The 19,006-nt window shown below is 68.5% G+C and carries 20 protein-coding genes; 10 read left to right on the top strand and 10 right to left on the bottom strand.

Annotation, left to right across the window (positions count from 1 at the left end; all coding sequences use genetic code 11):
* Positions 1-14: 14 nt before the first annotated feature.
* Positions 15-1,265 (top strand): cytochrome P450 family protein, encoded by a 1,251-nt coding sequence (locus IEY88_RS06020; RefSeq protein WP_189153633.1) that lies wholly within the window; start codon positions 15-17, stop codon positions 1,263-1,265.
* 37 nt (positions 1,266-1,302) lie between these two features.
* Positions 1,303-2,280: a quinone-dependent dihydroorotate dehydrogenase gene (locus IEY88_RS06025; RefSeq protein WP_189153634.1), complete on the top strand. Its 978-nt coding sequence runs from the start codon at positions 1,303-1,305 to the stop codon at positions 2,278-2,280.
* Position 2,281: 1 nt separating this feature from the next.
* Here the strand turns inward: IEY88_RS06025 and IEY88_RS06030 are convergent, their stop codons facing one another.
* The 9 genes from IEY88_RS06030 to IEY88_RS06070 all read right to left on the bottom strand — a co-directional run bounded on the left by IEY88_RS06030 (position 2,282) and on the right by IEY88_RS06070 (position 10,522).
* The gene (locus IEY88_RS06030) at positions 2,282-3,466 is read right to left on the bottom strand and encodes a uracil-xanthine permease family protein (protein WP_308425960.1); all 1,185 of its coding nucleotides are present in this window, start codon (positions 3,464-3,466) and stop codon (positions 2,282-2,284) included.
* 236 nt (positions 3,467-3,702) lie between these two features.
* A complete protein-coding gene (gene pspM / locus IEY88_RS06035) occupies positions 3,703-4,524 on the bottom strand; it encodes a phage shock envelope stress response protein PspM (protein ID WP_189153636.1) in 822 nt (273 codons plus the stop codon).
* Between the two features lie 41 nt (positions 4,525-4,565).
* On the bottom strand, positions 4,566-5,417 hold the full coding sequence (locus tag IEY88_RS06040) for a PspA/IM30 family protein (RefSeq protein WP_189153637.1): 852 nt from the start codon (positions 5,415-5,417) through the stop codon (positions 4,566-4,568).
* 357 nt (positions 5,418-5,774) lie between these two features.
* A complete protein-coding gene (locus IEY88_RS06045) occupies positions 5,775-6,197 on the bottom strand; it encodes a helix-turn-helix domain-containing protein (protein ID WP_093597533.1) in 423 nt (140 codons plus the stop codon).
* A 105-nt stretch (positions 6,198-6,302) separates the two neighbouring features.
* Complete coding sequence (locus IEY88_RS06050; RefSeq protein ID WP_189153638.1) at positions 6,303-6,779, bottom strand: CinA family protein; 477 nt, start codon at positions 6,777-6,779, stop codon at positions 6,303-6,305.
* Positions 6,776-7,354: a CDP-diacylglycerol--glycerol-3-phosphate 3-phosphatidyltransferase gene (gene pgsA, locus IEY88_RS06055; RefSeq protein WP_189153639.1), complete on the bottom strand. Its 579-nt coding sequence runs from the start codon at positions 7,352-7,354 to the stop codon at positions 6,776-6,778. Before pgsA ends, IEY88_RS06050 begins: the two co-directional genes overlap by 4 nt.
* Positions 7,351-8,754, bottom strand: a complete 1,404-nt coding sequence (gene rimO, locus IEY88_RS06060; protein ID WP_189153640.1) for a 30S ribosomal protein S12 methylthiotransferase RimO — start codon at positions 8,752-8,754, stop codon at positions 7,351-7,353. Before rimO ends, pgsA begins: the two co-directional genes overlap by 4 nt.
* 39 nt (positions 8,755-8,793) lie before the next feature.
* Positions 8,794-9,396 (bottom strand): RloB family protein, encoded by a 603-nt coding sequence (locus IEY88_RS06065; RefSeq protein ID WP_229693137.1) that lies wholly within the window; start codon positions 9,394-9,396, stop codon positions 8,794-8,796.
* A complete protein-coding gene (locus IEY88_RS06070; RefSeq protein ID WP_189153642.1) occupies positions 9,326-10,522 on the bottom strand; it encodes an AAA family ATPase in 1,197 nt (398 codons plus the stop codon). The genes IEY88_RS06065 and IEY88_RS06070 overlap by 71 nt, the downstream gene beginning before the upstream one ends.
* Positions 10,523-10,666: 144 nt before the next feature.
* Here IEY88_RS06070 and IEY88_RS06075 point away from each other — a divergent pair, with 144 nt between their 5' ends.
* From IEY88_RS06075 to IEY88_RS06110, 8 genes are all read left to right on the top strand, one after another.
* On the top strand, positions 10,667-11,167 hold the full coding sequence (locus tag IEY88_RS06075) for an amino-acid N-acetyltransferase (protein ID WP_189153643.1): 501 nt from the start codon (positions 10,667-10,669) through the stop codon (positions 11,165-11,167).
* Between the two features lie 63 nt (positions 11,168-11,230).
* Positions 11,231-12,082, top strand: a complete 852-nt coding sequence (locus IEY88_RS06080) for a MerR family transcriptional regulator (RefSeq protein ID WP_189153644.1) — start codon at positions 11,231-11,233, stop codon at positions 12,080-12,082.
* Complete coding sequence (locus tag IEY88_RS06085) at positions 12,066-12,860, top strand: hypothetical protein (protein WP_189153645.1); 795 nt, start codon at positions 12,066-12,068, stop codon at positions 12,858-12,860. The genes IEY88_RS06080 and IEY88_RS06085 overlap by 17 nt, the downstream gene beginning before the upstream one ends.
* 94 nt (positions 12,861-12,954) lie before the next feature.
* Positions 12,955-13,365: a hypothetical protein gene (locus IEY88_RS06090; RefSeq protein WP_189153646.1), complete on the top strand. Its 411-nt coding sequence runs from the start codon at positions 12,955-12,957 to the stop codon at positions 13,363-13,365.
* The gene (locus IEY88_RS06095; protein WP_189153647.1) at positions 13,362-14,516 is read left to right on the top strand and encodes a YcaO-like family protein; all 1,155 of its coding nucleotides are present in this window, start codon (positions 13,362-13,364) and stop codon (positions 14,514-14,516) included. Before IEY88_RS06090 ends, IEY88_RS06095 begins: the two co-directional genes overlap by 4 nt.
* A gap of 5 nt (positions 14,517-14,521) precedes the next feature.
* Complete coding sequence (locus tag IEY88_RS06100; RefSeq protein WP_189153648.1) at positions 14,522-15,175, top strand: nitroreductase family protein; 654 nt, start codon at positions 14,522-14,524, stop codon at positions 15,173-15,175.
* 84 nt (positions 15,176-15,259) lie between these two features.
* On the top strand, positions 15,260-15,727 hold the full coding sequence (locus tag IEY88_RS06105; RefSeq protein WP_189153649.1) for a phospholipase: 468 nt from the start codon (positions 15,260-15,262) through the stop codon (positions 15,725-15,727).
* 101 nt (positions 15,728-15,828) lie between these two features.
* Entirely contained in the window at positions 15,829-16,587 is a 759-nt protein-coding gene (locus IEY88_RS06110) for a YwqG family protein (RefSeq protein WP_189153650.1), read from the top strand.
* Here the strand turns inward: IEY88_RS06110 and IEY88_RS06115 are convergent, their stop codons facing one another.
* Positions 16,588-18,966, bottom strand: coding sequence for an FtsK/SpoIIIE family DNA translocase (locus tag IEY88_RS06115; RefSeq protein WP_189153651.1), 2,379 nt, complete (start codon positions 18,964-18,966; stop codon positions 16,588-16,590).
* Positions 18,967-19,006 lie beyond the last annotated feature (40 nt).

Here is a 19,006-nt window from a genome sequence, read left to right on the forward strand (position 1 = left end):
GCACTCTCCCGGCCGTGTCCCCCAATATGGCGGTCAATCTGGATGCGTTGCGTCCCGGCTACACCGACGACCCGTACGCGGTGCTGAAGAGCCTGCGCGATGCGGGCCCGGTGCACCGGGTTGAGACCTTCGGCGTGCCCATGTGGCTCGTGACCCGCTATCCCGACGTGCGTGCCGCGTTGGACAACCCGCTGCTGTCCTCGCACGGCTCCGCGCTCGCCGAACCCCTGCGCGGCCATCCGCACTTCGCGTCGTGGTGGTTCGGCGACCTGTCCGAGCACATGATGAACAGCGACGAACCCGATCACACCCGCCTGCGCCGCGCGGTGTCGAGCCAGCTCACGCCACGCCGCATCGCCGCGCTGCGCCCCCGGATCGAGCAGGTCGCGGCCCGGCTCGCCGACGACTTCGCCGACTCCGGCGACTGCGATCTCATCGCGGACTTCGCGGCGCCGCTGCCGATCACCGTGATCATGGAACTGCTCGGTGTCCCCGCCGTCGACCAGGAGAACTTCCGCTACTGGGCCGACGTGGTCACCGGGCTGGCCGACGGTGACGCGGCCTCGGCCCGTGAGGAGACCTCCGGGTACCTGCGTGATCTGGTGACGCACAAGCGCACGTCCGGCGACGACGACCTGATCGGCGGCCTGGCCCGCGCGACGGGTGAGGCGGCGCTGTCTGACTCCGAACTGGCCTCGCTGGCGTTCCTGCTGCTCGTGGCCGGCTACACGACGGCCGTCGACCTGGTGGGCAACGGCGCACTGGCGTTGCTGCGCCACCCCGAACAGCTCGAACTGCTGCAGCGCTCGTCGTCACTGCTGCCCGGCGCCATCGAGGAGTTCCTGCGGTTCGACGGCCCGACCTCGCACGTGCTGCGGTTCGCCACGCGGCCGTTGACGATCGGCGGCGTACAGATCCCGGCTGGCGACGTCGTGCTGCTGTCGCTGGCCTCCGCCGAGCACGACGGCAACCGGTACCCGCGGGCCGACCAGCTCAACATCGAGCGGGCGGACCGCCAGCACCTGGCGTTCGGGCACGGCATCCACTTCTGCCTGGGCGCGCCGCTGGCCCGGCTGGAGGGCGAGGTGGCGTTCCGGACGCTGCTGGGACGGTGCGCCGGGCTGGCGCTCGACACGTCGCGGCCGCTGGGGTGGCGGGTGTCGCTGGGCAGCCGCGGGTTGCGGACGCTGCCGGTGAAGTTCCGGACCAAGCCCCGGATGCCGCTGGACGAGCAGGCCACGATCAAGGTGCCCAAGCCCATGTGACTGCGGCTACCCTGAGCTGGCGTTATAGGGTGAGCACGTGGTGTACAAGCAGGTGGTTCGCAGGGCGTTGTTCGGGATGCACGGCGGCGACGCGGAGCGGGTCCACGAGACCACGCTCGACGTCATGGCCCGGTTGAGCCCGCTGGCGAGGTTCGCCCGCAACCAGGACAACCCGCGCACGGTGTTCGGTGTCCGCTTCCCGAACCCGGTCGGTCTCGCGGCGGGTCTCGACAAGGACGGGCGCGCGTTGCCGGCGTGGGGTGCGCTGGGGTTCGGGTTCGTCGAGGTCGGCACCGTCACGTGGCACGCGCAGCCGGGCAACCCGAAGCCGCGGCTGTTCCGCCTGCGCGAGGACGAGGCGATCATCAACCGGATGGGCTTCAACAACGCGGGTGCGCAAGCGCTTGCCGCGAAGCTCGACCGGACGTCGCTGCGGGCACCGCTCGGCATCAGCCTCGGCAAGTCCAAGATCACGCCCGTCGAGGACGCCGTGCAGGACTACCTGAACTCGCTGAAGGCCCTGCAGGACCACGGCGACTACTACGCGATCAACGTGAGCTCGCCGAACACCCCCGGCCTGCGCAGCCTGCAGGACAAGGGCGCGCTGACCGAGCTCGTCGCGACGCTGACGTCGGCCACGGACAAGCCGATGCTCGTCAAGATCGCTCCGGACCTGACCGAGGACGCCATCGCCGAGGTCATCCAGGTGTGCGTGGACAACGGCATCAAGGGCCTCATCGCCACGAACACCACTCTCAGCCGTGAGGGCCTCACGAGCGCTCACAAGGGCGAGACCGGCGGCCTCAGCGGCAGGCCGCTCACCCAGCGCGCGAACGACGTGGTCCGGTTCATCACGAAGAACAGCGATCTGCCGGTCATCGGTGTCGGTGGCATCGCGACCGCCGACGACGCCAAGCGCATGATCGACGCCGGCGCGAGCCTCGTGCAGATCTACACCGGGTTCATCTACGAGGGCCCTGGGCTCGTGTCGAGGATCAACCGCGCCCTGCGGTGAGTCAGGTGTGGCGCGCGGCCCTGAGCCAGCGCATCACGGGGTGCAGGATCACGACGAGCAGCGAGCCCCACACCATGCCGCCCATCTCCAGATCGCCGATCTCGATGGTCAGGTCGCCGACACCGGCCACCAGTGCCGCGCCGCCGACCATCGCGTTCGCCGGGTTCGCCAGGTCGACGCCGCGGTCCATCCAGATCCGGACGCCGACCAGCACGATCAGGCCGTAGAGCACCAGCGTGCAGCCGCCGAGCACCCCCGGCGGGATGGTGCCGAACAGCGCGATGGCCTTCGGGGAGAACGCGAGCAGCGCGGCGAACACACCGGCGAAGGCGAACGCCGCCGTCGTGTAGACGCGGGTCACGGCCATCACGCCGATGTTCTCGGAGTACGTCGTCGTGCCGGCACCGCCGCCGAGGCCTGACAGGGCGGTCGACAGGCCGTTCGCGATGATCGCGTCGCCCGCGCTGCCGTCGAGGTTGCGGCCGGTCAGCGCCGCGACCGCCTTCACGTGCCCGACGACCTCGGCCACCAGCACGATCACGACGGGCAGCATCAGCAGCACGACCGACGGCCGCAGCTCGGGCTGGTAGAGCTTCGGCAGGCCGACCCACGCGGCGTCGCGCAGCGCGGCGATCCGTTCGGACGACACGGCGCCGAACGCCAGGCCGCCCATCCAGATCGCCACGAAGCCGATCAGGATCGAGAACCGGAACACCAGGCCGCGGCCCAGCACGCCGGCCAGCAGGATCACCAGCGTGGTCAAGCCGGCGAGCAGGGGCTGCTCGCTGAAGTTCGAGGTGGCCTGCCGCGAGAGGTTCAGGCCGATGAGGATCACGACGGCGCCGGTGACGACCGGCGGCATGACCGACTCCAGCAGGCGCACACCGAGCGCCTTGACCGCGATGCCGACGACGATCACCAGCAGGCCCGCCGCGACGACACCGCCGAGCTGGGCCGCGATGCCCTGCTCGCGCGCGGCCACCAGCGGGGCCACGAAGGCGAAGGACGAACCGAGGTAGCTCGGCACGCGGTTCTTGGTGATGACGAGGAAGAGCAGCGTGCCCAGACCGGAGAACAGCAGCGTGGTGGCGACGGGCAGGCCGGTGGCGGCGGGAACGATCACCGTCGCGCCGAACATGGCGACGAGGTGCTGCACTCCGAACCCGATGGTGAGCGGCCAGCTCACCCGTTCCTGGGGTGCGACGGTTTCACTGTCGGTGATCCGACCGTCCCCGTGCACGGTCCACAACGCCAATGCACTGCCTCCCGGCAATTCAGCCGGACTTCCCGCAGACCGGCCCCGGAATCCTGCCACGCCATGTAGCGGCTACGGCTAGATAACAGTCCGATAATCACACGATTGCAGCAGGGATCTCCAGAGAGACTCGCCGAATAGTCGCACGCAACTACGGAGAGTCACTCTCAGTACGCTGAATAGCCTGAGACATCACGCATCGCGGACGCCAGTCCGGCCATGTGGTCCGTGGCGTCGTCCAGCACCTCGCCCGGGTTCTGGAACTGCGTGCTCGCCGCCAGGGCCTTGCCGGCCTCGGCCACCAGCGCACAGTAGCGGTCCACGCCGTCCGCCAGCTGGATCCGGAGCGCCTTCACGGCCTCGACGAGAGACGCGCGCTCCAGATGCGGTGCGGTGTCGCGGGCGCGTTCGACGGCCTGCAGCTGCGCCGACACCGCGCGGATGGCCGTGGCGGCCTCCTGGGCGGTCTGGCGGGCGTGCTGGACGGACTCGGTCGGCATCGACGTGAGCGCCGGCGAGTCGAGCTGCACGAGCAGCTGGCTCATCGCGTCCTCGGCACCGTGGAGCTTCTCCATCGGGACGCGCGCGGACGAGATGTGCGCGGGCAGCGGCGGCCGGGGCGGCGGTGGTGGCGACAACGCCAGCCGCTGCCGGGCGGCGCCCAGTTCCTTCAGCTTGAACCCGCTGCGCACGGCGAGGACTGCGGGCACCGCCGCGCCGACCGCGCCGGTGACGGCGGCCCACGTGCCGAGCACCCCGGTGAAGCCCAGCACCGCGAGGGTGCCGAGCATCGTGATGACGATCAGCCAGAACGTCAGCACGGCGTTGGTGCGCTTGCGCTTGCGTTCGAGCTTGGCTAAAGGGTCGTTCCACTTCTGGATGCGGTAGCGCGCCTGCTCGGCCAGCGGGTGGCCCTGGAGCGACGCACCCAACTCGTTGACGACCTTGCGGACGATCTCGTTGTTGGGACGGTTTCTCCAGGGCTCCATGATCACCTGCTGACTCCTCCTGCTCCCCCTGCCTCAGAACCTCAGTTCTGGGCGGGAGGAACCTGCTGCTGCGTGGTCTTCTGCTCGGACTGGACGCGCTGCGCGATCTCGGCCTGGATCTGCGCGGCCGCGCTGTTGCCCGCGGTCACCTGCTGCGGGGTGTTCGCCTGACCGCCGTGCATCGAGGCACGGATCTGCTCCAGGCGCGACGAGCCCGCGAGCTGGGTGGTCGAGGCCTGGACCTCCATCATCCGGCCCTGCACCGAGTTCTGGGCGAGCTCGGCGGACCCGAGGGCGGTCGAGTAGCGCTTCTCGATCTTGTCGCGAACCTCTTCCAGCGACGGCACGTTGCCCGGCGCGGCGAGTTCGCTCATCTGGTTCAGCGACGCGGAGACCTGCTCCTGCATCTTGGCCTGCTCCAGCTGGCTGAGGAGCTTGGTGCGCTCGGCCAGCCTCTGCTGCAGCATCATCGCGTTGCGCTCGACCGCCTGCTTGGCCTGCGCGGCCGCCTGCAGCGACTGGTCGTGCAGCGTCTTGAGGTCCTCGATGCCCTGCTCGGCGGTGACGAGCTGGGTGGCGAAGCTCTGCGCGGCGTTCTCGAACTGCGTCGCCTTGGCCTCGTCGCCCTTCGAGCGCGCCTCGTCGGCGAGCACGAGCGCCTGACGCGCGGAGGCCTGCAGCTTCTCCACGTCGCCCAGCTGGCGGTTCAGCTTCATCTCCAGCTGGCGCTGGTTGCCGATGACGGCCGCAGCCTGCTGCGAGAGGGCCTGGTGCTGCCGCTGCGCCTCCTCGATGGCCTGCTGGATCTGCACCTTCGGGTCAGCGTGCTCGTCGATCTTCGACGAGAACGACGCCATCAGGTACTTCCAGAACTTCACGAACGGACTGGCCATCTCCTACGCCTGCCTTCTCGGTGCCGGTGTTGGATCCATCGTCTCAATTGTGCGTCGGCGTATCCACCGACACGGGGAGATATCCGGGAACACCCTGACCCACCCCGGGACTTAGGAGTACACGCCTGACGACGTGCCAATCCTGCCCGCACCCGCGTCCGGAGACGCGGTGACCCAGCGTGCCGATGCCAAGCCGTTGCCTGTCGTCCCGCGCGCTGCCGTCGTTGTCAGTTGAACGTTCGAACACGCAATCTTGTTGCAGACCGTCACGTGGCGACGGCCACAGCCTGATGATGTTCACCCGAATGCAGGCGACCCCGCTCGCCGGACGGCGTGCGGGGTCGTGGATGACATGGATCAAGCCGCAACAACGGCTTTCGGGGTCTCGCCGATCTTGCTCGTGAGCCTGTGACTGAGCATGGGCTGCAGGCGCAGGTCGGACAGGTCGTCCGAGAGCGTGGACGGCAGCACGCGGCCACCTTCGAGCTTGCCGCGGTCCGATCGTCCGTCCGGGACGGTGTCGGGCACCGTGTCCGGCGTCTGCTGGACCGCGCCGATGTCGGAGGCCACGTGGTGCAGCAGTTCGGACAAGGGCAGCTCTAAAGCGTCACATATGGCCGCGAGGAGCTCGCTGGACGCCTCTTTGCGGCCGCGCTCCACCTCGGACAGGTACCCCAGGCTCACGCGGGCGGTCCGAGAGACCTCGCGCAGCGTGCGGCGTTGGTTGGTGCGGGCATGGCGAAGTCGATCACCGATCGCCTCGCGCAGCAGCACGGTCATCGCGCGCCTCCTTCCGGCCGGCCGTGTCCCTACGTTACCGATCGACACCGACAACGGGCACTGACTTCCGAACACGTCCGCCAAGGGCGAACGAACGCGGAGTCATCATTTGTTCCCGCCTCCGGTGGCCAGCAGCTGCTCCGAGAGCAGGACCAGGGCTTTCTCCACAGCGGCCGCACGGACCGCTTTGCGGTCACCACTCACCGTGATTGTCCGCACTGTGGACACTCCAGGCCCGCTCAAGCCGATGTGGACCGTCCCCGGAGGAACTCCGTCCTGCGGATCGGGTCCGGCGACCCCGGTGAGCCCGATCCCCCAGTCCGAACCGCACCTGTCGCGGGCGCCTTCGGCCAGTTGGATCGCGACGTCGGGGTGCACGGCACCGTGCTCGTCGAGCAACTGCTGGTCCACGCCCGCGAGCTCGTGCTTGAGCTCGGTCGCGTAGACGATCAACCCACCGCGGACCACGGCACTCGCCCCCGGTGTGTCGACGATCGTCGCGCACAGCAGACCCGCGGTCAGCGACTCGGCCGTGGCGACGGTCTGGTTCCTCGCTTTGAGCAGCTCCACGACGCCTGTCACAGCACGGCCCGGCCTGCTCTTGCCTTCATCTTGAACGCGTGGATCACGTAGTCGATTCCCGTGACGATCGTGAGGACGAGCGCGACGGCCATGATCACCCAGGCGATGAGCCCCAGCACGTCGTTCTGCGGGAGCACGAAGAGCCCGATCGCGATGACCTGGGCCAGCGTCTTGGCCTTGCCGCCGCGGCTCGCGGGGATGACGCCGTAGCGGATCACCCAGAACCGCAGCAGCGTGATGCCGATCTCGCGGACGGCGATGGTGATCGTGATCCACCACGGCAGCACGTCGAGGATGCTCAGGCCCACCAGCGCGGACCCGGTCAGCGCCTTGTCCGCGATCGGGTCGGCGATCTTGCCGAAGTCGGTGATGAGCCCGTGCTTGCGCGCGAGCGTGCCGTCGATGTGGTCCGTGAAGCTCGCGACGGCGAAGATCCCGAACGCGATGAGGCGCCACGTCGTGTCGAAGCCGCCCGCTTCGAACAGGGAGAACAGGAAGACCGGAACGAGCGCCAGCCGCGCCATCGTGAGGATGTTCGCGACGTTGAGCAGCGGGACCTTCCGGGCTTCCGTCATGTCGGGATTACCTCGACGATCAGGTCCACGCCCTCGGAGTCGACCACGCGGCAGCGCACGAGGTCGCCACGCTTGAGCCCTTCGGCCTCGAGCACGATGCACTCGCCGTCGACCTCGGGCGCCTGGTGCTCCGCGCGGCCGACGCAGTCGTTCTCGTCGTCCTCCTCGGTCTCGACCAGCACCACGACCTCGGTGCCGACCCGGTCCTCGGCGCGCTGGCTCGTGAGCTCCTCGACGAGGTTGCCGATGCGCTGCACGCGCTCCGCGATGGTGTCCGCGTCGAGCTTGCCGTCGAGGTTCTCGGCCTCGGTGCCGTCCTCGTCGGAGTACCCGAAGATGCCGACGGCGTCGAGCCGCGCCTCGTTCAGGAACCGCTCCAGTTCCCGCACGTCCTCCTCGGTCTCGCCGGGGAAGCCGACGATGAAGTTGCTGCGGATGCCGGCCTCGGGCGCGTGCTCGCGGATCTGCCACACGAGCTTGAGGAAGCTGTCCGTGTCGCCGAACCGGCGCATGCGGCGCAGCACGTTCTCGCTGGAGTGCTGGAACGACATGTCGAAGTAGTCGGCGACCTTGCCGGTCTTCGCGATGGCGGCCACGAGGCTCGGCTTCGTCTCGGCCGGCTGCAGGTAGCTGACCCTGACCCGCTCGACGCCGGGGATGGACGCGAGCCGCGGCAGGAGCTGCTCGAGGGCGCCCTGCTCACGCGGCAGGTCCTTGCCGTAGCTCGTGGAGTTCTCGCTGACGAGGAACAGCTCCTTGACGCCGTTCTCGGCGAGCCACATGGCCTCGGACACGATCTCGTCCGGGTGCCGCGACACGAACGCGCCGCGGAAGCTCGGGATCGCGCAGAAGCTGCACCGCCGGTCACAGCCGGACGCGATCTTCAGCGGCGCCACCGGGGCGTCGTCGAGGCGCTTGCGGGGCGTCTTCGTGGGGCCCCAGCCGTGGCCGGGCACCTGGACGGCGTCCTTGGCCTCCTGGCGCTTGACCGGCGTGATCGGCAGCAGCGTGCGGCGGTCCACCGGCACGTGCGACTCGACGGGCTTGCCGTGCAACACGTCCTGCAGCCGCTCGGCCAGGTCGTTGTACTGGTCGAACCCGAGCACCGCCGCCGCCTCGGGAAGGCTGTCCGCGAGCTCCTTGCCGTACCGCTCCGCCATGCACCCGACCGCGACGACCTTGGCGCCGGTGTCGGACGCGGCGAGCAGCGTGTCGACCGAGTCCTTCTTCGCCTGCTCGACGAAGCCGCACGTGTTGACGACGACGACGTCAGCGCCCTCGTCCACCAGCTCCCAGCCGCCCTCGCCGAGGCGTCCGGCGAGCTCTTCGGAGTCGACCTCGTTGCGGGCGCAGCCCAGGGTCAGCAGCGACACGCGTCGCGGAGTGGTGGGAGAAGACACGACGCTCAGAGTAACCGGCCCAGGTACGGGCGTTTGAACTCAGGCTTTCAAGACCGCCTCGACAAGCCTCCAGACGTCAGTCCCCGGATTGCCCGGGCCGAGCGACTTGGCCCGCTCAACTGCGAGCTCCACATGCTCGTCGAAGATCGTGTAGTCGAGGCCTTTGCCGTATCCCGGAACGTGCTTGGCCAGCAGCGCACACGCGGCCTTTCCGTTGTCGATGTGCGCTCGGTGATCAACGAAGTGCAGCAGCAGCCACAGCTCGAAGCAGGGCTCCGACACCACGAGTTCGATCTCCGCTCGCGCAGCGGCCACGCGAGCGGCTCCGATGTCGAAGTTGTCGACGTCCACCACGCACCACACGCCGTCGTACTCATCAGCGGTGAAGATGCTCTTCGCGTATCTGACCAGGTTCTCTGGCGAATCGACCTTCGTCTTCACCTTGAGTGGTACGCGACGACTTCGAGCGAAGCCCTTGAAGTAGTCAGGCTCGGTGCGCTGCCCTCCGCTGACCACGAGAACATGTCCAGGTCGCAGATCACGAGCACGCCCGCGCCGACTTTGCGTGTTCTCACGCCTCGTCACGTACACCCCTAGCTGCCTTCGAGAACTCGTCTTCCGAAAGCTCGGGTACCGCACCATAACGGCCAGCCAGATACCTTCTTTCAAGGTTGTCCTCGCTGCGCGGCTTGAAATCCGTGAGTGGGTACAGCGTGCTGGCACCGGTCTCTCGATCTTTCTCCACGAACCAGACCTCGTCGCGCGCGAGCACTTCGTCTCCAAGCGGGGGATGCAGCAGTGTTGCGTCATGGGTAGTAAAGATCAACTGCGCTTGGGCGACGTTTACCGCTGCATCGCGGAAGAGCCCGATCAACCGTCCTGCGAGTAGAGGATGCAGACTCGCGTCGATCTCATCGATCACCAGCACTCCACCGTTCCGCAGCACCGTCAACGCGGTTGGCAACAGACCAAGCCAGGACTGGGTGCCCACCGATTCGTCCGCGAGCGGGAACAACCACTTCCCCACGCCATGCTCGACTCGCAGCCGCCGGAGCTTCGAGCCGTCGATGCCGTCTGCGCTCACCGTGAACAGCCTCGAGATCCCGAGATCGGCAACCCGTACGAGATCGACGACGGTGTCGTGATCCGCCTGACTCGCGTCCAGGAAGTCGACGATCCCCGCTTCGTCGACCTGTACGCAGTCGCCGAGCCTGAAGTGAAGCGCTTCGAGAAACCAGGTCCTAACCGGGAGTACCGGAGCGATGTCCGACTGCGCAGCGAGACTCAGGAAGAGCGCGTTCCGCCTGAGCAGATTGCTAAGCAACTCGAGCTTCGCCCGGTCCCCGAGCGTGCTTCCGAACCGCACACCGTTCAGGCTCCGCTCGAAGACGACCCGCTTGCGCCCTTCCGGGTACGAGTAGAGCCACTCGTCGAGCACCTCGAAGTCGTTGACCTCGAATCCGTAGGTGTAGCGCACATCTTCGAGGACGAGTTCGACCACGAAGACCGATGGCGACTCCTCATCGTCGTCGAGGGCGAACCGCCTTCGAGGAACACCCAAGCCCGGATTCCACGACGCGAAGGAGTCGCGTACCGCAGACGCCATGAACCGCAGGCCCGTGAGCAGGTTCGACTTCCCGGAGGCGTTGGCACCGTATATGGCGGCGACCGGAAGGATGTCGCGGTCCTTCGCATAGGCAGCCATGAGCAGAAGCTCGTGCTCGTCGCGGAACGACCGGTGATTCCCGATCCTGAAACTCCGCAGCATCACCCAAACACCTCCGAACACATCTACAGGCCGATCTGTGCAAGTAAACCTCACAGAGAGGTCTCTGAGACCCTGGGAATCCATTTTCAAGCTTGAGGCCACTGCCCGCAGCGCTCACGGGGGCGCCGCTCATACTTGACGGTTGTGACCAGTGGGGTAGTCGTGCGGCGCGCCCGCACCAGCGACGTGCGCGCCATGAAGGCGTTGATCGACGGGTACGCGGGCAAGGTTCTGCTGGCCAAACCCCTGGTCACGCTGTACGAGGCGGTCCAGGAGTTCTGGGTGGCCGAGGAGGACGGCGAGCTGCTCGGCTGCGGCGCCCTGCACGTGATGTGGGAGGACCTGGCCGAGATCCGCAGTGTCGCGGTCTCCCCCATGGCGCTCGGCAAGGGCGTGGGGCACCGGATCGTGGCGCAGCTCATCGCGACGGCCAAGGAGCTGCAGCTCGCGCGCATCTTCGTGCTGACGTTCGAGACCAAGTTCTTCACCAAGCACGGCTTCGTCGAGATCGAGGGCACGCCGGTGAGTCCCGAGGTCTACGAGGAGATCATGCGGTCGGCCGACGAGGGTGTGGCGGAGTTCCTCGACCTCAGCTACGTGAAGCCGAACACGCTCGGCAACAGCCGGATGCTCCTGGAGTTGTAACTCTTCGAGTATTTACTCGAAGAGTCTTGACTCAACTAACGCGTCGACGCCAGTATCTGAGCCGTGTCCGAATCGCTCACCGTCGACGAGCTAGCCGCCCGGATCGGCCTGCCCAGCAGCACCATTCGCATGTACCAGACGAAGGGTGTGCTGCACGCGCCGAGACGGCAGGGGCGCGTGGCGTACTACGACGCCTCGCACGTCCAGCGGTTGACGTTGGTGCAGCGGTTGCAGCAGCGGGGGTTCTCGCTGCCCGCGATCGCCGAGCTGATCTCGGCACGGGAGAAGGGCGAGTCGGTCGCCGCGGTCCTCGGCATGGGCGAGACCGAGGGTCCCGACGACTGGGTTCGGATCAAGGTGCGCGACATCAAGCACCTGATCCCGACCGGAGACGTCCAACCGCGACTCCTCCTCCGGGCTATGCGGTTGGGCTTGGTGCGGTGGAAGTACGGCTGGCCGCACACGCGTCGCTGGGCACTCGAAGCGGGCGGCAGGCTTGCCGGCCTCAGGGTGCCCAGCGATGACGTCATGGACAGCTTCACGCGCCTGCGCACGGCTACCGACGCGGTGGCGGCGGACTTCGTGCGGTTGTTCGAGCGGCAGTTCTGGCCCGAACTGGCCCGCAAGGCCGGTGACGAGAACCAGCTGGAGAACGTGCGGGCGTTGCTCGTCGAGCTGACGTACACGGCGGAGACCGCGGTGGTGGGGACGCTGCGGGAGTCGATCCGGGACGCGGCCGAGGAGTTCGCGTCGCGGCACGGGCTGCTGCCCAGTGACGAGTACCAGCCCGCGTGGGCCGAGCAGCCGCTGCCGCCGATCGCCGAGAACATCGTCGATCCGGCGGGGGACCTGCCGAGCGAGCAGGAGATCGAGAGCTTCCTGCGCAGAGGGGACGAGGATGAACCTGGTCGCTGATCCCGCCTGGCACGCCCAAGTTCGAGACGAAGGCCTCGTCGTGTACGCGGGTGCGGATCTCGCGTACCTGATCCCAGACCTGCCCAGGGCGGTGGCCGTGGCGCTGGCCGGCCTGTTCGAGCCAGTTTTGAGGGGAGTGGCTCGAACGGTCGACGAGAGCCGGTCGGGGGAACCGGTTCGCCAGTACCTGGCCCAGCTGAGGACCCTGGGCGCTCTCCGCCCGGCCGGGTTGCCGACCGGTGACGCGCACGAACCGATGGGGGTCGGTACGCGCGTCGTCGGGAAGGCACCCGCCGGGCTGGTAGAGCTGTTGCCGCACAACGAGGATCCGGACCTGCTGCTCGTCGTGCGGACGACCGGCACGCTGGTCGACCTGGTCGAGGTGGCACGCGAGACGAAGGTCCCGCACCTGTTGCTGAACCTCGCGTACCACCACACCGCCGCCGTCGGGCCCTTCGTGGTGCCCGGTGCCGGCGCGTGCCTGGCGTGCCTCGCGGTGCGGGCGGGGCGGCGGTGGGGGGATCCGCCGCCTCCCCCGCGCCCCGGAGCACTTGCTCACGAGTTTCCGATTTCCCTTGCCGTGCAGGCGATCCAGAACATCCGCAAGGGCTCGCTGGCCCTGCTGGACACGGTCGTGACCGTCGACCTCGACGAGTTCACGACGACGCGCGAGAGCGTGCTGCCCGCGGCTGACTGCGAGATCTGCCCGACGGTCGAGTTCGGGCGCGTGTCACTTCCTTGGGGGAACCATGAACGCGACGGCAGTACGGTTACCTGACCAGTTCTCACCCGGCGCGGCCGCCGCAAACGCCGCCACGCCCACCTGTTGCTGTTGTTGTTGCTGCTGTGCGGTTTCCTCGGTCGGTGCGGCCGTGCACATCCCGGCAGCCTTGCGCCAGGACACCGAAGACCTGCCCGAACCACGCGGTGCGCTGGTCCTTCCCTCCGCGATCTTCCCGTTGCTGGTGCTCGTGCTGCCCTTCGTCACGATGGGCGCGGTCTTCGACCTCCACTGGGGCTGGTGGGCCGGCGCCCTGGGTGCCGCACTGGCCTGGGCGGTCGCGTCGGGGTTCATCGCCCGGTCACCGAAGCCGTGGATGAGTCTGGTCCGGCTGCTCGGCTGGATGCTGCTGTGGTGCGTCGAACCTGTCTTCGTGCTGTTCGTGCTCGGCCCGTTCGCCGGTCTCGGCGTCGTGGCCGCGGTGGTCGTCGGCGTGCTCTACGTCGGCGGGGCGCTGTGGTTCGGGCACAGGCTCTTCCGGCACTACCGGAGCAAGCGGTGAGGACGGTCGCGGAGGCGCTCGCCGAGCGCGCGGTCGGCTGGAGGCAGGGGGTGGTGTCACAGCTGCACCCCGTGCCGCACAGCCTGTCCGATGTGGACGTCGAGGGGTGGGCCGCGGTGCCGGAGCCGTTCGCCACCGGCGGCACCTCCGGTGGCACCAGCAAGATCGCCGCGATCGCCGAGGCACTGGAACGCCACGCGGCCGCACGAGCACCGCTGGAGATCGCCACCGACGGCGAGTGCTGGCCGCTGGAGCACTTCAGCCTGCACACGGTCGAGCAGCGGGTGGCCCCGAACTACCGCTACCGCAAGGGATACGTCGACACCCCGTACACGCGGGCGTGGACGTTGCCCGGCAACGAACCGATCCGCGTGCCGGCCGGTCTCGTGGGCCTCGACGCCGCGTACGGACTGCCCGCGACCTCATCGGGACTCGCGGCCGGTCCGTCGACGACCAGCGCGTTGCTCAGGGCCACCCAGGAACTCGTCGAGCGCGACGCGTTCACCACGACGTGGCTGCATTCCGTCGCGCCGCAGAAGTTCGCCACCGATCTGCCGCACGGCGTCCAGGCGTTCGACCTCACGCCCGCCTACAGCCCGCACCCGGTGGTCGCCGTCGCGGGCTCGCTGCCGATCGCCGGCAGGCCGCGGCCGACGCTCGGGCTCGCCTGCCGGGCGACCACGGCCGAGGCCGTGCGCAAGGCCTACGAGGAGTGGGTGCAGGGCACGGTGTTCATCGAGGTGTGGCTGGCGCGCAACGGGGACGAGCCCGTCGAGGACGTCACGGACTTCGACCGGCACGCCGTCTACTACGCCACACACCCGGCGGAGTGGGACGCGCTCCCGTGGTTCGCGGGCTTCGAGACAGACCCGCCACCTGACGCCGAATCCCGTGGCACGGCAGCGGAACTGACCGAGCTGGTGCACGCCCTCGACCGCGCCGGCGTCCGGCTCGCCTACCGCGAGCTCACCACGCCCGAGCTGTCCGCCGTCGGACTGCACTGCGTCCGCGTCCTGTCCCCCGACCTCGCGCCGCTGCACTCGGACCACCGCTGGCCGCACCTGGCAGGCCGTGCCCGCGACCTCGGCCGGCGCTACCCGCACGCCTCACCGGGCGTGTTCCCCAATCCCGCACCGCATCCGCTGGGGTGACGCCGATGTTCGACGACTTCTGGGCCGCGAGCCGGTACTCGACGCTGCACCAGCGCAGGCTCGGCGACCGCCTGCGCGACTTCCGGCCGCAGCCCGCGTTGATCGACCCGCTGGAACTGCCCACCGCCCCGCTGCCCCTGCCCCGCCCGCACGACCGCCTGCAGAAGCTGTTCCAGGCACGCCGGAGCACCCGCGAGTTCTCGGACGAACCGCTGACGGACCGGCAACTGGGCACGGTGCTGAGCGCCCTGTCCGACAACAGCTATCCGTCAGCGGGCGGGCTCAACCCGTTGCGCTGCTACGTGTTCGCGCGCGGCCGTGCCCTCCGCTACGACATCCGCCGTCACGCGGTGCAGGACATCGGCCCGGCACCGGCGGACCTCGCGGAGATCCTCGGCACGCCGGACGCTCCACCGCTGACGATCGTGCTGGTGTTGACGGACAAGGACTCGTTCGAGAAGTACGGCGAACGCGCGGGCCGCTTCGGCCTGATCGAAGCGGGAGCCGCCGCGCAGAACGTCTGCCTCCGTTTGGCGGAGCAGAAGCTCGGCGGGTACCTGCTCGGCGGAGTAGCGGACAACGAAATGCTCCACTGCCTGGGGCTGCCGCGTGAACTCCGCGTGGCCACGGCGATCGCGTGCGGCCACATGATCACGTGACGTTCATCAGATCGTGTCTACCGAGGACAGTCGATCACCCGCTACAACTGGGCGAGACCCTGATCACACCCCGAGGAGCTCGCCATGTCGAAGACCCTGCGCTCGGCATTCGTGGGTGCCGCCGCCTCGATCGCCCTGATCTTCACGGGCGCCCCGGCTCACGCCGTGGACATCGTCGCGGTCACCGACGACTACCTCTACTCGAAGACCGTCGGCCAGTTCACGACACTGCGCGCACAACAGCCCTACGCGGGCCAGCTCGACTGGTCGTCCGACGGCTGTTCGTACTCGCCGGACAACCCCTTCGGCTTCAAGTTCCTGCCGACCTGCCACCGGCACGACTTCGGCTACCGCAACTACAAGCGGCAGGGCCGGTGGAACGAGACGAACCGCCTGCGCATCGACGACAACTTCAAGTCCGACATGTACAAGCAGTGCGGCTCGAACTGGGCCTGCAAGCGCACCGCCGACCTGTACTACGCGGCCGTGCGCGAGTTCGGCAACACCGCGAGCTCCACGGCCACCAGCATCCAGAACGCCGGCCTGAAGTAGGTCTTCCGCCGACGGCCGAGAACTGTCGGACCTCCCGAGTACGTTGAAACGCAGGGGTTCCCGATCAAGGGGGACCCCTGCGTCAGCTTGGGGGAGCGGTCATGAACACGAACACGAACGACGACGCCTGGGCGAGGCCTTCGGTGCGCCTGCACCCGCGGCCCGGCACCCCGGCCATCACCGACAGCCACATCGGCGGCCCCGTGCTCTGGCCGCGGGACGAGCCGTGGCCGCACTGCGACGGAACCACCCACACGGACCAGGGCTTCGACACGGGTGACACGCGCGGCGTGCGCAACGCCTTCACCGCCGCGGTGCAGCTCTACCGCAGGGACTACCCGGAGTTGCCGTTCCCGGACGGCACGGACCTGTTCCAGCTCCTGATCTGCCCGTTGTTCCACGAACCGGACGTCAACACGTTCTGGCCGGACGTCCGCCTGGTGTGGCGCGACTCCACGACGGTGACGGAGGTACTCGCCGCTCCGCCGACGCCCGCGGCGTTCGAGCCGATGCACCTCGCACGGCCGTGCGTGCTCAGTCCGTGCCGGCGCGTCGAACACCCCACCGTGCACGAAGCCCCGGAGGGCGCCTCCCGGAGCGACTGGTCCGAGGTCGCGGTGTCGACCAAGATCGGTGGCTGGGCGTTCTGGTACGCGAGCGGGCCCGGCGACATGGAGTGCCCGGAGTGCGGGGCCTACCGCGAGCTGCTGCTGGCGTTGCACACGTACGAACGCGCCGAGCCCGAGTTCTGCTTCGAACCCGAGGCCAGGCCGGTGGGCTGGGACTTCAACGACGGAGCGCTGAACGTCTGGGTGTGCCCCGAGAACGTCCACCACCCCGTCAAGGTGATGTCCGAGTAGTCACTCGTCGTCGGCGGGGCCGCCCCCACGCATCAGGTAGACCACGTTCTCGAGCTCGTCCGGCTTGATCAGCACCTCTCGTGCCTTCGAGCCCTCGGAAGGCCCGACGACGCCGCGGGTCTCCAGCAGGTCCATGAGGCGCCCTGCCTTCGCGAACCCGACGCGCAGCTTGCGCTGCAGCATCGACGTCGAGCCGAACTGCGACGTCACGATCAGCTCGGTCGCCTGCACGAGCAGTTCCAGGTCGTCGCCGATGTCGGCGTCGATCTCCTTCTTCTCGCCGGCCTTCTGCGCCGTGACGCCGTCGGTGTACTCCGGCTGCGCCTGGTTCTTGGTGAACTCGACGATCGACGAGATCTCCTCGTCGCCCACGAACGCGCCCTGGATGCGCACCGGCTTCGAGGCGCCCATCGGCAGGTACAGGGCGTCGCCCATGCCGATCAGCTTCTCGGCGCCGGGCTGATCCAGGATGACGCGCGAGTCGGTCAGCGACGAGGTCGCGAACGCCAGGCGGGACGGCACGTTGGTCTTGATCAGGCCGGTGACGACGTCGACGGACGGGCGCTGCGTCGCCAGCACCAGGTGGATGCCTGCCGCACGGGCCTTCTGCGTGATGCGGACGATCGCGTCCTCCACGTCACGGGGCGCCGTCATCATCAGGTCGGCGAGCTCGTCGACGATCGCCATGATGTACGGGTACGGCCGGTAGACGCGCTCGGAACCGGGCGGCGCGGTGATCTCGCCGGACTTCACCTTGCGGTTGAAGTCGTCGACGTGACGCACCCGGTTGACCTGCATGTCCTGGTAGCGCTGCTCCATCTCCTCGACGAGCCACGCAAGGGCCGCCGCGGCCTTCTTCGGCTGCGTGATGATCGGCGTGATCAGGTGCGGGATGCCCTCGTACGGCGTCAGCTCGACCATCTTCGGGTCGATCAGGATCATCCGGACCTCGTCGGGCGTCGCGCGCGCGAGCAACGAGACCAGCATCGAGTTGACGAACGACGACTTGCCGGAACCCGTGGAGCCCGCGACCAGGAGGTGGGGCATCTTCGTCAGGTTCGCGGTGACCATGTGGCCCTCGATGTCCTTGCCGAGGCCGATCACCATCGGGTGCGTGTCCTTGACCGTGGACGGCGCGCGCAGCACGTCGCCCAGCCGCACCATCTCGCGGTCGCTGTTGGGGACCTCGATGCCGACCGCCGACTTGCCCGGGATCGGGGCCAGCAGCCGGACGTTGTCCGTCGCCACGGCGTACGCGATGTTCTTCGTCAGCGCGGTGATCTTCTCGACCTTCACGCCGGGGCCGAGCTCGACCTCGTAGCGCGTGACCGTCGGGCCGCGGGTGAACCCGGTGACCTGGGCGTCGATCGAGAACTGGTCCAGCACACCGGAGATCGCCTCGATCATGAGGTCGTTCGCCTTGCTACGGGTCTTCGGCGCGTCGCCGTCCTTCAGCACGTCCGGCGGCGGCAGCTGGTACTCGCCCTCGACCGCGCGCACGGCCATCGCCGGTGCGGCGGCGGCCTTCTTCTCCCTCGCAGGCTTCGCGGGCGGGGGCTCCGCGGGCTCCTCCAGCGGGAGCTCGGCCTGCTCCTCCTCGACCGGCTCCACGGCCTGACGGCGGCGGGACGGACGGCGCAGGCGCACCGGTTTCGGTTCCTCTGCGAGCTCTTCCTCGTCGGAGGGTGCCGCGTCCTTCGGCGTGCCGGGGTGCAGCAACGAACGAATGCGTTCGGGCGCCTGGCGAATCGGCGTGTGCGTCACGACGAGCAGGCCGTAGGAGAAGATCAGCAACAGCAACGGACCGGCGACCCACGGCGTGAGGCCCTGCGCCAGGAACCCGCCGGCCAGGTAGCCGAGGGCTCCCCCGGCGCTGCGGCGTTCGAGCGGGTCCATCGGCAGGCCGCGGATGAGGTGGAACATGCCGAGCACACCGATCATCATCAGCAACGAGCCGATGATCAGCCGCGGCCGCGCGTCGGGCGCCGGGTCGGTGCGCATCAACGTGACGCCGATGCCGAGCAGCACGACCGGCACGATCACCGCCGGGAACCCGACGGAGCTGCGGACGGCGACGTCGACCCACTGGCCGACCGGTCCGCCTGCCTGCCACCACACGCCCGCGCCCGTGATGACCGCGAGTGCGATCAGCAACAGCCCGAGGCCGTCACGACGGTGTTCGGGATCGAGGTCCTTGGTACGGCTGACGGTGCGCACGAGACTGCCGACGCCACGGCCCAACGCACCCCACACGGCGCTGATGGCGCCGCCGCTCCTGCGTGGAGCGGGCTTTCTGGACGCGGTCGATCGCGCCCGCGGCTTGGCTGGTGCTTTGCCGCGTGACGTGGTCTTTCTCGAAGTCCCTGTGCGCCCGGCCATGTCTATAACCTAGTCCCTTGCGTCTCACCAGCCACGCTTG

This window comes from Lentzea pudingi, assembly GCF_014646255.1.
GTDB lineage: Bacteria > Actinomycetota > Actinomycetes > Mycobacteriales > Pseudonocardiaceae > Lentzea > Lentzea pudingi.